The 14,816-nt window shown below is 36.3% G+C and carries 15 protein-coding genes and 1 pseudogene; 12 read left to right on the top strand and 4 right to left on the bottom strand.

Features of this window, described 5'->3' with window-relative positions; all coding sequences use genetic code 11:
- Positions 1-3: 3 nt before the first annotated feature.
- Both IGK96_RS12070 and IGK96_RS12065 read left to right on the top strand, forming a co-directional pair.
- Positions 4-1,596, top strand: coding sequence for a type I restriction-modification system subunit M (locus tag IGK96_RS12070; protein ID WP_085443118.1), 1,593 nt, complete (start codon positions 4-6; stop codon positions 1,594-1,596).
- Complete coding sequence (locus tag IGK96_RS12065) at positions 1,593-2,762, top strand: restriction endonuclease subunit S (protein ID WP_129217717.1); 1,170 nt, start codon at positions 1,593-1,595, stop codon at positions 2,760-2,762. The genes IGK96_RS12070 and IGK96_RS12065 overlap by 4 nt, the downstream gene beginning before the upstream one ends.
- Before the next feature lie 37 nt (positions 2,763-2,799).
- Here the strand turns inward: IGK96_RS12065 and IGK96_RS12060 are convergent, their stop codons facing one another.
- Both IGK96_RS12060 and IGK96_RS12055 read right to left on the bottom strand, forming a co-directional pair.
- A complete protein-coding gene (locus tag IGK96_RS12060) occupies positions 2,800-3,729 on the bottom strand; it encodes a site-specific integrase (RefSeq protein ID WP_085443396.1) in 930 nt (309 codons plus the stop codon).
- A gap of 83 nt (positions 3,730-3,812) precedes the next feature.
- Positions 3,813-5,009: a restriction endonuclease subunit S gene (locus tag IGK96_RS12055; RefSeq protein WP_002399071.1), complete on the bottom strand. Its 1,197-nt coding sequence runs from the start codon at positions 5,007-5,009 to the stop codon at positions 3,813-3,815.
- Positions 5,010-5,150: 141 nt separating this feature from the next.
- On the opposite strand from IGK96_RS12055, the gene IGK96_RS12050 reads away from it, so the two are divergent.
- Complete coding sequence (locus IGK96_RS12050) at positions 5,151-6,359, top strand: chloride ion channel protein (RefSeq protein ID WP_161975145.1); 1,209 nt, start codon at positions 5,151-5,153, stop codon at positions 6,357-6,359.
- Between the two features lie 24 nt (positions 6,360-6,383).
- Positions 6,384-7,040: a glucose-6-phosphate 1-dehydrogenase family protein gene (locus tag IGK96_RS12045; protein WP_010707056.1), complete on the top strand. Its 657-nt coding sequence runs from the start codon at positions 6,384-6,386 to the stop codon at positions 7,038-7,040.
- 51 nt (positions 7,041-7,091) lie between these two features.
- Here the strand turns inward: IGK96_RS12045 and IGK96_RS12040 are convergent, their stop codons facing one another.
- A complete protein-coding gene (locus IGK96_RS12040; RefSeq protein ID WP_002370058.1) occupies positions 7,092-8,159 on the bottom strand; it encodes a choloylglycine hydrolase family protein in 1,068 nt (355 codons plus the stop codon).
- A gap of 176 nt (positions 8,160-8,335) precedes the next feature.
- On the opposite strand from IGK96_RS12040, the gene IGK96_RS12035 reads away from it, so the two are divergent.
- Positions 8,336-9,997, top strand: coding sequence for a SulP family inorganic anion transporter (locus tag IGK96_RS12035; RefSeq protein WP_002396652.1), 1,662 nt, complete (start codon positions 8,336-8,338; stop codon positions 9,995-9,997).
- 163 nt (positions 9,998-10,160) lie between these two features.
- On the opposite strand, the gene IGK96_RS12030 is transcribed toward IGK96_RS12035, so the two are convergent.
- Positions 10,161-10,853 carry a hypothetical protein gene (locus IGK96_RS12030; RefSeq protein ID WP_085443390.1) on the bottom strand — a complete coding sequence of 231 codons (693 nt, stop codon included), beginning with the start codon at positions 10,851-10,853 and terminating at the stop codon, positions 10,161-10,163.
- A 192-nt stretch (positions 10,854-11,045) separates the two neighbouring features.
- Between IGK96_RS12030 and sylA the strand changes: the two genes are divergently transcribed.
- The 7 genes and pseudogenes from sylA (at position 11,046) to IGK96_RS11995 (ending at position 14,651) form a co-directional block, all read left to right on the top strand.
- Positions 11,046-11,498, top strand: coding sequence for a transcriptional regulator SylA (gene sylA, locus IGK96_RS12025; RefSeq protein WP_002383314.1), 453 nt, complete (start codon positions 11,046-11,048; stop codon positions 11,496-11,498).
- An 18-nt stretch (positions 11,499-11,516) separates the two neighbouring features.
- Positions 11,517-12,029: a GNAT family N-acetyltransferase gene (locus IGK96_RS12020; protein ID WP_161975144.1), complete on the top strand. Its 513-nt coding sequence runs from the start codon at positions 11,517-11,519 to the stop codon at positions 12,027-12,029.
- A 274-nt stretch (positions 12,030-12,303) separates the two neighbouring features.
- Entirely contained in the window at positions 12,304-12,558 is a 255-nt protein-coding gene (locus IGK96_RS12015) for a hypothetical protein (protein ID WP_096398048.1), read from the top strand.
- A 9-nt stretch (positions 12,559-12,567) separates the two neighbouring features.
- Entirely contained in the window at positions 12,568-12,930 is a 363-nt protein-coding gene (locus IGK96_RS12010) for a hypothetical protein (RefSeq protein WP_016626322.1), read from the top strand.
- A pseudogene (locus IGK96_RS12005) lies at positions 12,921-13,817 on the top strand (T7SS effector LXG polymorphic toxin); the annotation flags it as partial. The gene IGK96_RS12010 and the pseudogene IGK96_RS12005, both read left to right, overlap by 10 nt.
- Positions 13,818-13,828: 11 nt before the next feature.
- On the top strand, positions 13,829-14,275 hold the full coding sequence (locus tag IGK96_RS12000) for a hypothetical protein (protein WP_113821074.1): 447 nt from the start codon (positions 13,829-13,831) through the stop codon (positions 14,273-14,275).
- A 13-nt stretch (positions 14,276-14,288) separates the two neighbouring features.
- The gene (locus IGK96_RS11995; RefSeq protein ID WP_010707062.1) at positions 14,289-14,651 is read left to right on the top strand and encodes a hypothetical protein; all 363 of its coding nucleotides are present in this window, start codon (positions 14,289-14,291) and stop codon (positions 14,649-14,651) included.
- The last annotated feature ends 165 nt before the right edge of the window (positions 14,652-14,816 follow it).

Genomic DNA, 14,816 nt, shown 5'->3' with positions numbered 1-14,816 from the left:
ACGATGGCTTTATCACAAGAACAACAAACGAAGATGTGGACGATGTTGAATCAAACACGTGGACAAATTGGTTTGACAGCATATAAAGATTATATTTTTGGTATTTTATTTTATAAATACCTATCAGAAAAAGCCACACGTTGGCTAGATGATGTCACACGTGGAGAAACTTGGGAAAACATTTATGCACAGAATCCCTCAAAAGCATTAGAATATATGCAAAAAAACTTAGGTTATGCGATTCAACCAAATGATTTTTTTGATGATTGGAAAAAAGCAATCGATGAAGATCGTTTTAATATTGGGATGATGACTGATACATTTGGTCATTTCAATCAGCAAATTGCCTTTGAAGCAAAAGGTGATTTTGAAGGGATTTTTGATGGTATGCGCTTTGATAGTGCCGATTTAGGCGCGAATGCACAAGCTCGTGCTAGTGTCATGATTTCAATGATTGAGCTGCTTTCTTCACCAGAATTTGATTTGTCAGGTAGTGATGATACAGTATCAGATATCTATGAATATTTAGTTGCTCAATTTGCAACAGTCTTGGCTTCTGATATGGGCCAATACTATACACCGAAAGAAATCTCTAACGTAATGGCACGAATTTTAACATCTGGTCGTGAAGAAGAGGAAAGTTTTTCTATTTATGATCCAACGGTTGGTTCGGGCTCGTTGTTGTTAACAACAGCTAGCTATATGAAAAATTCACATAAGCGAGGTATGATTAAATATTTTGGGCAAGAAAAAGATGCCACACCGTATCGCTTATCGCGAATGAACTTAATGATGCATGGTGTAGAGTACAATGATATTAGTATTAATCATGCGGATACACTTGAAAGTGACTGGCCAGATGGCGTAGTAGATGGGAAAGATAATCCAAGAATGTTTGATGCGGTTATGGCAAATCCGCCCTACTCAGCTCATTGGAACAATAAAGATCGTGAAGATGATCCTCGTTGGCGTGAATATGGTATTGCGCCGAAAACCAAAGCGGATTATGCGTTTTTACTCCATTGTTTATACCATTTAGAAGACAATGGCCGAATGGCGATTATTTTACCTCACGGCGTATTATTTAGAGGAGCCGCAGAAGGTCGTATTCGAAAAGCGTTGATTGACAAACACCAAATTGAAACAGTGATTGGATTCCCAGATAAATTATTCTTGAATACATCTATTCCAGTTTGTGTCTTGATTTTAAGAAAAAATCGTACGGCTTCTGATATTTTATTTGTTGATGCAAGTCGAGAATTTGAAAAATTAAAAAAACAAAATCATTTGCGCCCAGAAGATGTCGATAAAATTGTCGATACTGTGGTTCAGCGTAAAGAAATAGAGAAATATTCACATCTCGCAACGTTAGATGAAATCAAAGAAAATGACTATAATTTGAATATCCCTAGATATGTTGACACATACGAAGAAGAGCCACCTGTTGATTTAGTGGCGCTAAACAATGACATTAAAAATACTAACGAGGAAATAAAAAAAGTAGAAGCTGAGTTATTAGCTATGCTTGATGACCTGGTGGTAACGGAAGAAACCCAAGCACTGATAGATGCCACGAAAGAGGTGTTTGGAGGATGAGGGACGAGATGAAAAAGGTCCCTCGGCTCCGGTTTCGTGGGTTTAGTGAAGATTGGGAACAGTGTAAGGTTGAAGAGTTATGTAAAATTTCTACAGGTAAGGGGAATACACAAGATAAAGTAGAAAATGGAAAATATCCTTTTTATGTACGTTCTGAAAATATAGAACGAAGTAATTATTTTCTTTATGACCAAGAAGCTGTACTTACAGTCGGAGATGGAGTTGGTACAGGAAGAGTTTTTCATTATGTGTCTGGGAAATACAATTTGCATCAACGTGTATACAGAATGTATGATTTTAATAAACAAATTTCGGCAAAATATTTTTATTACTATTTTTCTTTAAATTTTCACCGTAGAGTTCGTTCTCTAACAGCGAAAACATCTGTAGATTCTGTTAGATTAAATATGATTGCAGATATGGAAATAAAATATCCATCAGAGCTAGAACAATTGAAGATATTTTCATTTTTGGATTACCTTATTAAATCTATCACTCTTCATCAGCGTAAGTTAGAGCAGTTGAAAGAGCTGAAGAAAGCGTATCTACAACTGATGTTTCCAAAGAAAGATGAGACTGTTCCTCGGGTGAGATTTGCTGATTTTGAGGATGATTGGCAACTGTGTAAGTTAGGGGATGTCGTAGAAATTTTTGATGGTACTCATCAAACACCTAGGTACACTGATTCTGGTGTTAAATTTGTCAGCGTTGAAAATATCGCTACTTTAGAAACTAAAAAATACATTACCCATGAAGCATATGAAAAAGAGTACTCAAAAAAAAGAGCTAAAAAAGGTGATATTTTAATGACTAGAATTGGTGATATAGGAACAATGAAAGTTATAGAGACTGATGAACCACTAGCGTATTATGTAACTTTAGCATTGCTGAAAGCAAAAGAAACTAATCCATATTTTTTATCTTTTATTATCTCTAGTCCTGAAATTCAAAGAAATATTTGGAAGCGTACATTACACATAGCGTTTCCAAAAAAAATAAATTTAGGAGAAATTAATCAAGTAGAAATGAAAATAACCATTTTTGAAGAACAGGATAAAATAGGTGATTTATTCACAAATTTAGACGATGCTATCATTCTTAATCAAAATAAACTCAATCAACTAAAATCCTTAAAAAAATCCTATCTACAAAACATGTTCATCTAAAAAATAACTCCCCGCAATCCGCGAGGAGTTATTTTTCTTACATCAACATCGCCAAATGGCGCATAATTTTATCATTATCCTGATTCTCTAATTCCTGAATAATATGCAGATAAGTTTCTTGCGTAGTTGTCATACTAGAATGGCCTAACCGAGTCGCCACGCTGGCAATTGAAACACCAGCAAATAATAACAGCGAGGCATGTGTATGACGCAAACTATGGACAGTAATCACTGGAATCTGCGCACGTTTACATAAGACTTTTAAGCGACTATTAATCGTAGAATTAAAGACACGTCCTTTCACAAAAATTGGTTCCATTGGTGGCATATTTCTTATCAATTGAGAAAATTGCATTGCCGTTTGCCAGTCAATTTGTACTTTGCGTTTAGAAGATTCATTTTTTGTTGATTGGAAAAAACCAGTGGGGTTCTTATAATTCCATGTTTTTTCAATAGTTATTTTTTGTTTAGAAAAATCAAAATCTTTTGGCGTTAGCGCCAATGCTTCGGAAAAGCGTAGGCCCGTTTTAACTACCAATAAAATAAACCAATCCCAGTTTAGCTGCTCGCCTAACTCTAATTCTTTCAAAAGAGCTTGAACTTCAAATTGGTTTAAAAATTTTGATTTTTTAGGACGTGGTGTTTTTCCTTTAATGACAATTTTTCGTGTTGGATTTTTTGAAATAAGTCCTTCATCGACTGCATCTAAAATTGCTCCTTTTAATTGATGATGAAAATCCATGGTTGTCTGCCGTTCGTGGGTTAACGCATAGTCATTTAACAACTGCTGATACCGTTGCCGATCCAAATGTTTTACTTTTAAACCAGGTGCCAACTCAGCAAGCCGTTGTTCCGCAATATAATATTTTTGCAACGAAATATCCCGAATCGCCCCTACCTTATATAGCTCCACCCATTCACTAAAATACTCATGAAATAACTGCTCTGTTCTCTTTCTCTTAACCAAAATAAAACCTCCTCGATAATTGTTGATGAAAGAATCATCTTTTTTATTATCTCGGAGGTAGGAAAGTGTGTAAATATTCAGTTTTATATGAACATATTTTGGAGGTAAGATGTTTTCAAGTCCTTTAATTGCTCTAATTTATTTTGATGAAGAGTAATGATATCGTCTAATCGCTTAAAGAATATTCCCACTTTCTCTTGTTCTTCTTTATTCTGTGGAAGCATAATAATCAAATTTTTTACTATTGAACTGGATAAATTTCCTTGTCCTCCTTGAAGATAGGTAGAAATAATTGTATTTTTTTGTTTTCTTAGCCATTGAATAATTAAGTACGAATTGTCATTTTTGCTTGGACGTATTGCTAAAATAGCTTGGTTAATTGCACCTGTGATTTTAGATATCCCAACTTCTCCGCTTGTTGCACCATACAGTGCATAGAGGATATCCCCAACTTTAACCATCTTAGCTGATGAACTATTTAATCCATTTTCTGTAATAAACAATTCGGTTGAATCAGACGAAATTTCACCTGAACGGATAAATGGAATATCCCCACCATAATATTCAGATTTTCCTGCGGTAGGTGTGCCACCAGAGAAGGATTCTGTAATTTCTCCTAACTTACGATGCGCCCACTCCCCCTCAAAAGCAGCAAAACGAACCTTAGGTACTCGTTCATCTTTTGCAGGGAACATTACTTGCAAATACGCTTTCTTCAACTCTTTCAACTGCTCTAACTTACGCTGATGAAGTGTTATAGTATCATCTAATTGTTTTAAAAAGTTTCCAATCTTTCTTTGCTCCTCAACACTTTTAGGTACTGTGAGTTCAGTTCTTAAAAAATCAGATGCTGCAATATTCAAAAGCCCATGATTTCTTGCACCTTCAGCAGCATGTTTCGAGACTTCATGATACCAACAACTAGTATCATAATATTTTTCTAAAAAATTAGAATCTATATTTTTAGGTTTAAAAATAATATACAACGTTGATAAAACTCCCATATCATAACGATTTAAACGTTTTATAGCTCCCCACGGATAGCCATTTGAATAAGACTTATTATATGCAAATTCTCCATTATAAATTAGATAGTAACCACTAACATCTCGACTAGCAACGGATTTATTGAAAAATACATTCTGATCTATCAATCCTTCTTGAGCAGATATTGTTAAAGGTAGCGTTGATTTTAATTCTTTATTTTTACGAGTAACTCTTTCAACCACCCTCCCCAACTTACACAGTTCCCAAACACCTATCAGCGTAAATACAATCAACAAATTCAAATAATAATAATGTAAAACGATAACTTTTCATAACCTCAATTTTTCAAAAAAATAAATCCTTCCCAAAATCTTCAAACACAAACCACTAACTATCTGCTACTATAAAAGAAACAACTATCATTTGGAGGAAGTATGCGTAACAGAAAAATGTGGACAATTATCGTCAGTGGGTTATTTTTAAGTAGTATCATCGCGGGAATTTCAGGAGCGTTTTTAATCATTGAAGGAGAGCTAACGACTCTGCTCTGGGAGGTGTTGCCAGCGCAAATGAAATGGCCAATCCTCTATTATTTTGTCTTGTGTGTGCTAGGAGCGTTGGTATTGAGTTATCTGAAGAAACGCTTCGGACAAGTACCACAAACGGCGCATGAGGCTCTGACAGAATTGAAGGCGAAACAATCGGTCGATTATTCAGGAGTGTTTAGAAATTTATTGGCCGCCTTGGTAATTTTAATTTTCGGGGCTGGTGTCGGTCCTGAAGCCGCATTGTTGGGAGCAATTATTTCGTTGTCAGTCTGGCAATCTGATAAGTTACGGTACCTTTATTTTCATTATGACGAGCAAGAACAGCAAGCATTTTGGACAAAAATCCAGCGCTTGCTACATCCGCAACAGTTTGTTCAGCGCTACGACACGAGGCTCGCTCCTGCGGATAAAAAGAAACTGAAACAAGTGATGAACGGGTTATTTATTGTGAACGGGTTGGTGGTGTTTACCTTTTTAATGAAATTGGTGGGACACCCATCGTTTATTACGAAGTTAGGAACTGGAAAAATTGAAATGGCTTCGTTATGGCTGATTTTACCCGCTTTATTAACTGCTTTTGTGATTGGTAACGCCTATCAATGGTTGAAAGCTGCTCTGGCTAAACTATGCCAACCTTTTGAAGAAAAGCAAAGCATACTGGTAAGCTTTGGTGCAGCCTGTATTTTTCTTTTTGTTATTTTAATGCCAAGATTACTATTTTCAGGACAATCTTTTATGCATTTAGTTCCTAGTTTTGGTAGTCAACAAGCCTGGTATATCTTGGTGGTCGCTGCGATAATGAAACTAGTATTTTTACAAGTTTGTTTACAGACAGGTTGGATAGGTGGCGATATTTTTCCCGTCGTTTTTTCAGCTATTTTAATCGGGTTTGCGGTCGCACAATTTTTCCCAACAATTGACTCGCTTTTTGTTGTCGCAATTTTTGCTACGAGTTTAACAACCCAAATCTTAGGAACGATTCTTGTACCAGGCATTTTTGTGGGGCTCTTTTTCCCAATCACGCTTTGGCCAGTTGTAGTCCTTGTGTTATTTTTACAATGGCTATTGAAAAATAAAATTATTAAGAGTAACTAGAAGATACTAAAAAGAGGGAATAAAATGAACCTAACCCATCAAGACTTCAATCTGTTCAACCGAGAAATCTTCACATTTAAACAACTCAAAGAGCAACAAACATCAGCAGAAATCGATGCCTTAAAGCAAACCTACAAGCAACATTGGGAAAAGTGGAAAGCCTTAAACCTCGCAATCGCCCAAGGTTTACCAGCTGAACTCGGCATCACTAAGCCGAAAATTGAAAGCTGGACCAACGGCTGGAATTTACGCAGTCATTTCTGGGCTGCATATCGCAGTGAGCAACGCCAAGCGGAAAATGCTTGTCTGGCGTTGTTATTAAATAAAAAGCAATTTCAAGTATATTTGATGTTTCAACATTACAAAAGTGAGGAGCGGGCAGGCTCAGTAGTCGCTTACAATCAATTGCTTAATCGTTTAGAAGCTTGGAGCCAAACCATCGACTGTGAAGGCTATTATATTTGGCCGCAGGAGGAGCATGAACTAGTGGACCATTTGCCTTTAAAAGATTATTTAGCAGATGAAAAACAACGGAAAATTCTAGAAGAGCGGATAGGCAATCGCTCATTTCAGATCGGTAAGTTGTGGTTCGCGACGGAAAAGCTTGAAACGATTGAAGAAAAAAGTTGTCAGGCGCTTCAAGAATTAGCGCCATTGTATAACGCATTATCTGAAAAATGAACGAAACAACGTCTCTGACCAATTACCTGGTCAGAGACGTTGTTTGTGTTTTTATTGATTTAAATCTGTTAGTAGTAGCTCGTTAGAAACAGCAAAAGTAGTAACTTCTGTTAAAGCTGGATCCAAAGTGTATTTTGTAAATGAGGTAGTACTTTCTGGTTGGACATACATGGTTAGATTAGTCACATCATATCCTGACCAATAATGTGTGAAATCAGACAGAGAATTACTTTGACCTAAATGGCCAATTCCCCGAGGAATCATCACTGTTTGGAAGGCGCGATAGAGTTGCATAATCCCTTCAGAGCTATCAAATTCTTGGAGATTGTCAGAATAGTATAACGCACGAATGAAGCGTGACGGCGAAGTGAAGTCTCCTGGGATTCCTAATAGTCCGTAAGAAGTCCCACCTTCAATTGGGTCAAGTGTTGCGCCTGATTTTAAAGTGTAAGGTTCCTTAATAGCATAGTTGCGCATCCCGATATAGTTTCGTGCATTGGTTAAATGATAATTGTATTCTGGGCTGTTTGTGACTACGCCAATCGAATCATAAATGACGAACGCTCCGTTATCTGTTGGTTGCAAAACGATACTATTATTATTTTTATCATTAATGGTCCAGTGTAAGGTGAAATGAACTTCCCCCAATGAATCAAGTTGGAATTTTTGATCTAACAGGCCGATTTTTTCAAAAGCTACTTTTACTTCGTCAACGCTTTCAAAATTACTCAAAATATAAGCGAGAACTTCTTCTGCAATATGAGGTGTTAAACCACGCTCTGCTAAACTTTCAGCAGGTGCTGTTGAAGATTCCATTAAATATTGAATATCACCAGATAAGCCGGCTTCGTTGATACCATCTGTGATAGCAAGGCTGACGGTTTTACCATCGTTCGCTGGTTGATCTGTGCCTGACATTGCTAGTCCCATAAAGGCATATTTTGCCGTCCAAGGATTTAGTTGGCTATTTAGAACTGTACCTTTTGGAAATTGAGCAATTAGAGTAGGGATTTTTGGTGCAATTGGATCTTCGTTGCCAAAAAAGTCAAACGTAAAATCCATCGTACGTCCATAAAAAATATCATTTGTTTTGGAAATAATCTTGATGCCTGTACACATAATAGTTTCCCCCAATTAATGTAAGTTTGTGAAGCCTGTTTACTAGTTAAGCATATCATACTCTAGGAAACAGCGGTGGCTAAATTCCTAAAATATTAGACAATTTTGTCTAAATGAGGTGAAAAAAATTTTTTAGCGATTTCCTTCACAAAACACCTTATTATCTTTCCGAAAATATGATATCTTTAGAATGGAAATTTCATGAAAAGAGGATGCGAATGTTTAAAAAGTACACACAAATGATAAGGGATGAATTTAAAGGGTATAATCAAAAAAAATTGAAAAAAGATTTCTTGGCAGGTTTGACTGTCGCAGCCGTCGCGTTGCCGTTAGCATTAGCGTTTGGGGTCTCTAGCGGCGCCACTGCAGCAGCTGGCATGATCACGGCGATTATCGCTGGAATTGTGATTGGGAGCCTTTCGGGTGGGTTTTATCAAATTTCAGGACCAACAGGTGCGATGGCAGCTATTTTAATGTCAATTGCGGCAGTGCATGGCATGCAAGGGATTTTGTTGGCCACCTTTTTGGCGGGAATTTTCTTGCTTTTGGCAGGGATTTTGCGTTTAGGGAGCTTGACTTCTTTTATTCCGTCACCGGTCATTACCGGGTTTACTTCAGGAATTGCTATTATTATTGCGTTGGGGCAGCTTGATAATTTCTTTGGGGTTCGTTCAGAAGGACACAATTTAATTGAGAAAATCAGCAGTTATCGTTCATTGGGCTTTGATTTAAGTATACCAACGACGGTTATGTCGATTTTAGTGGTGCTTGGATTAGTATTCTTTCCGAAAAAGTGGAATGCGATGATACCAGCTTCATTGGTGATGATTATTTTAGCTACTTTAGCAACAGTGGTTTTTCAACTGCCAGTGGCCACTGTAGGGAAAATTCCGACAAGTATTTTTAGTGATACACGTTTAGAACTTGGTTCGCTTCAATTAAGTGCGTTTCAGGATATTTTGGTGCCTTCAATTAGCATTGCTATGTTAGGTATGATTGAAAGTTTGCTTTGTGGCGCTTCGGCTGGTCGCATGACAGGGAAACCATTAGACAGTAATCAGGAACTAGTGGCACAAGGAATTGGTAACTTAATTTTGCCATTTTTCGGTGGCGTTCCTGCGACAGCAGCGATTGCCCGCACGAGCGTAGTGATTAAATCTGGTGCGCAAACACGTTTAGCGGGTATTTTTCATGCAGTCTTTTTATTGTTATCGATGTTGCTTTTATCGCCAGTCATGTCTAAAATTCCCATGCCTGCGTTAGCTGGTGTTTTAGTGGTGACAGCGTGGCGAATGAATGAATGGTCGGTGATTAAAGAATTCTTCCAGAAACGTTTCCACACAGCTTTATGTTTGTTCTTCTTAACGATGGTAGCGACCGTTATTTTTGACTTGAGTTTAGCGATTGTTTTAGGGGTCTTAGCGGGTTGCCTGTTTTTCATTGCGAAAAGTGCCGTGATTACGATTAATGTTGAGGAAGTTGATTGGTCAAGAATGGGGCTAGTACCGACCGATTGTACGGAAAATTGGGTGGTAGTTTATTTGAGTGGCCCGTTATTTTTCATGTCTTCTGAACGATTGAAACAAACGTTACTGCAATTGGAAACAAAAAGTGGTGTAGTATTTTCAATGCGAGGAGTTCCTAGCATTGATAGTACGGCGCTAGATATTTTAGAAGAATTTTGTCTTGCAGCAGAAGGTCGCGGACAACAAGTTCAGTTTGCCGCTCTGCAACCAGAAGTTGAGAAAATGATTCGAACCATTCAAGGAAATCAAGAGAAAGAATACCATTTCTCAGTCGCAGAATTTTTACAAACGGTGCATGTTGCAGAACAATAATTCATTTTCAAATGAAATGTTCTATTTTCTATTGCGTGCTTAATGGGTGAAGAAATAAGAAAAATAAGTGGGGACTAAAACGAGTTTCTAGAGGAGTTCCTAAAAAATAATAAAGAGAAAACTTCTAAGTATGAAGTTTTCTCTTTATTATTTTTTTGGTTATTTATTGAATTACTTCTAGCATAACGTCTTTTTGATCATCCGTAACATTGCCTGCGTAGTTAGGAGTGATTAAAGATATCGAACCATTTTTATTGTTGAATAAGTATAAAGTGCCCGATCTATTTTGTTCATCGTTTGGAGAAATATTAGTTCCTAAAATTAATTCTGTATTTACTTTAACGGTGCGAATACTGTTATCGGCCGCTGAAAATATTCTAATCTCTTTTGTAGGAATTGTATTTATAGATAGCTCATATTTATTAATGGCTTCTTTCACTTGATCATTTTCAGCCCCAAACAATTTAGTTCGGAAGGTAGTAGTTGGTGTTGAATTTAAGTTCTCTAACGTAATTGAAGTTGGCACATTCATTCCTTTAAAATTAAATACGAGTGGATTGTTTAAGCTACTAAGATCGACAGCATAAGGTGTTGCTTCTAAAGAATTTGTTTCTTCGACATTTGTGGATACTTCATTTTTAGACTTTGACGAAGCCTGAGTGGTACTGGCACTTTCTGAAGCTTCTTTTAGTTTATTACTAGAGCTTGTTTCTGTGCTAGAACTGTAATGATTAGCACTGCTTTTCATTGATGTTGTATGATTGGTAGAATTTTCTTGTTTTTTAGGGTCATTCGCTTTTTGAGAACTACAACCTGTTAAAAAAATAACTAAAATAACACAAAATAATTTTTTCATACTATTCCTCCTATAGACGCTATAACTAATTTTATCTTACTTGTTAATATAACAAAAGAAATAATTATTTTATTTTCACGAATGCTCAAATTGTTTAAATCTGTAGTTTTTATACTTATTTTTGTTGCATTTGCAACAAAAATAAGTTAAAGTAATGACAATCATAAAATATTAGCGAAAGGAAGTGTCCTAGTGACAGATATTTTAAGAGAAATTGGCATGATTGCGCGGGCCTTAGATTCAATCAGTAATATTGAATTTAAGGAATTATCTTTAACACGAGGACAATATCTTTATTTGGTCAGGGTCTGTGAAAATCCTGGAATTATCCAAGAAAAGATCGCCGAACTGATTAAAGTTGATCGAACCACAGCGGCGCGGGCGATTAAGCGTTTGGAAGAACAAGGCTTCATTTATCGTCAAGAAGATGCAAGCAACAAAAAAATTAAGCGGATTTATGCCACAGAAAAAGGGAAAAACGTTTATCCAATCATTGTGCGCGAAAATCAACACTCGAATCAAGTTGCTTTGCAAGGCTTGTCAGAAGTGGAAATTTCACAATTGGCAGAGTACTTAGTCCGGATGCGTAAAAATGTCAGCGAAGATTGGGAATTTGTCAAAAAAGGGAACACTCGAAATTATTAAGGAAAGGACGACTGATTGATGGGAGAAATAAAACAATTAACAATAGAAGATGCACCAGCGTTACAAGAAATCAGCATTGAAACTTATACAGATACTTTTGGACCGTACAATACGCCAGAAAATATGCAAGCCTATTTAGTAGAAGCCTACAATTTAGAAAAATTACAAAAGGAATTGGCTAATCCCCACTCTGACTTTTATTTTATCTTGGTCGATAATCAATTAGCTGGCTACATGAAATTAAATCGTGAGAGGGCACAAACGGAACCGATGGGGCCAGAAAAGCTCGAGGTTGAGCGATTGTATATTTTACCTGCGTTTAAAGGAAAGAAGCTGGGAACACAATTGTTAGAACTGGCGGAAGAGAAAGCTCGTGAATTTGGTAAAAAAGCACTGTGGCTAGGTGTCTGGGAACACAATGATGCGGCGCGGGCATTTTATAAAACGATTGGCTACGGTTATTATAGTCAACATTCGTTTTTTATGGGAGACGATGAACAGACGGATTTTATTTTGTTAAAGGAATTATAGTAGAGAAAAGTGAAAATAATCAAAAGGTGATTATTTTTACTTTTTTTATTTTTATATAAAAAAATTATATTATTTTTTTGTTTTTTAGGTTTCGTTTATCTTTAAAAGGCTCTTTAGTTAAGTTTTTTTGTTTATATAAAATTTTTTTTAAAATATAATTTTAAACCTTATTAAATTCATTGTTAGTGAAAAATATTTTGATTTTAGTTATCATTTTATTTATAATTGATTTAGTTTGATGTGGGTAAAAAATGAAAAGGAGTGATGAGGAAATATGGTAAAAATTGCATCCAATCAAGGCACTGCCCAAAAGGCAATTGCCGGGATCAAGAATGTATCTGTGAGTAAAAATCAAACATGTCATTTAGGAGAAAGCAATATTTCAAGTATGAAAAAAGGGGTTAAAGTCAGTAATCAACTGCTCAATCAATTAGCAAAAGTAGTCAATGGTGTCAACGCACAAGCTAATAAATTCCCTAAATTAGCGGCAACGATGGCGGCTAGAGATAGCCAAACAACGTTTAAATAAGGAGAAACGATGGAAAAGGATACGAATGAAAAATTAAGAAGGAACTATGCGGAACAGATTGTCGAAAAAGAACGAGCGATGGATCAATTGTCGAAGGAAAAGAAGCAAATCCAAACCATTTTTGGTACACTAGAGTATGAACTAACTAGAAATTTTCGCGAACTTGAGCAACTCAACGCAGAAGTGATTCATAAAGGCGGTAAGTCGACGCGTTGGGAGCAAGAGGAGCTCTCTGGAAAACAACGCTATTTAAAGGGCTTTTTACAACAACAGACACATGAATTAAGTCAAAGATACACAAAAGCAACCGCACAATCGAATGAAGAACGACTACAGCTCCAAAGAGAAAGGAGTCGGTTGTCATGGGATTAATCTACTCCAGTAGCGATTCTTCAGCAATGATGCGTGCGCTGTCCAGCAACCTATCAGTTGCCCGAACAACCACCAGTGAGCTAACAGCAGGTTGTCAGCAACTAATCGCAGCTATTGACGGTCATACATTGTCTGGTGCTGCCTATAATGCGGGAAAAGGGCTATTTTCAGAATTAGTGATTCCGACGATTCATCGAATGACTGCCGCCGTTGATAATGTCCAAAGTGATTTGGCCAAATACAGCGCTGCGGATGCGTTTATTGCCAGTGAAGGTTTTTTAGATGAAGACAAACTCAAATTAAAAATAAAAATCATGAAAGCCAACCAACAATTGTTGCACGATTCTGCTAGGGCAGTCGCCACGCTAGCCCATAGTCAGCCGATTCCAGGAATTTATGAACTCTTACAAAATGCCCAACGGACCTTTATTAAGATGGCAGAAAGCATGCAACAGGACATTGATAAGCTCCACAAGCAAATACAAAAGCTCAATGAGTTTGATCGACAAACTAAAAACCTGTTCGCCACTAGCTTAGAGGAAATGCAGTTGGCGATGCAAGGCATCTTAGTCCTGAATGAAACAGCTGTCAAAAGCAACGGTCTCTACACCTTGCCAAGTGGTGTGGATAAAAGTTACTTTACGGAAATTAAAAAAGAAGCTTCTACGGTTCTTGAAACAGCCAAACCAAAAATAGAGCTAATCAAGAAAACCGACAGTCTAGAAGAAATCAGCAGAAAAACCATTGCTTGTGCAAATATAGGCATTAATCCTTATACAGGAAAGAAAATTAGTCAAAAAGAAGCAAATAAATTCAAGTATGCGGCGTGGGCAGGCACACTAACAGAAGTTGGTAATGTGGTGCTAGGTGCACGTGCTGGGAAAAAGCTGCTTCAAGATTGGATGGACTGGATGATGTTGGTAGTATAAAGAAAGGAAGCAGTTATACTAAGAATATCTTAAAAGGAAACAAAGTTGGAAAGAATTATACGTTAGATAAAAATAAAAATGTTGGGAATGTGACGTATAAGAAAGCCAGTGGTTTTGAATTTGGTAACGTAAAAAAATTAGAAATTCATTTTTCAAAACATGGTTCAGAAATGAGGCAAGCTTTAAACAAAAAAGACTATTCAGTAGCTGATTATCTAAGAGATGCAAATCACGTTATTAAAAAAGGTCAATTTGTTCCAGAAATGAATGGATATATAAAACTTGTTGGTGGTGAAGGTAGCGCTAAGTATGCATTTGTAGGGATAGATAGAGCAACAGGTAATATAACAACTTTACATTTGAAGTCTGTAAAAGAACTTGCTAAAAAGGCGCCTAGTTTAGGCGTAAAACCATAGGAGAGTATATAAGATGATTATTGTAAAAAAAGTGAATTGGATAGATGAAAATTATGGAGAAGCAGACATTTTACTTTCAGATGGTACTTATTCTGTAAATTGTTTTTGTAGTGACTGTAATTTTTCAGAAGGTGATACATTTTCAGGTATTCTTTATGGATTTGATGTTAAAAATATTGTGAAAAGTTTCAACGAAGGATATGCAATAGATGAAAAAAAAGATAACTACTATATTCAAGGTAAGGTTGTAGATAGGAAAAGTGAGATTTTACAAATTGGGGAGTTCTTAATAGATTTATCTGATGGTAATATCCCTAAAGACATTAAACAAAGTGACTATGTAGAAGCTAATATTTCAAGAATAGATATCTATTGAATGATAATAAATTGGTACTTTATCGTAAGATTGGGGATTAATAGAAAAACATAACCTAGCGTAGACAAGTTAGTTGTAATTTCAGCATAAGCACTTTAGTTAGAAAATATAAAATTTATAAAAAGGGATTCTAAAAGTGGTTCTGACTTTATCAATAAACAGTTA

Source organism: Enterococcus sp. DIV0682, assembly GCF_051712685.1.
Classification (GTDB): domain Bacteria; phylum Bacillota; class Bacilli; order Lactobacillales; family Enterococcaceae; genus Enterococcus; species Enterococcus faecalis.
Note: the sequence above shows the minus strand (reverse complement) of the source record. Positions and strands in the feature narration are given on the sequence as shown.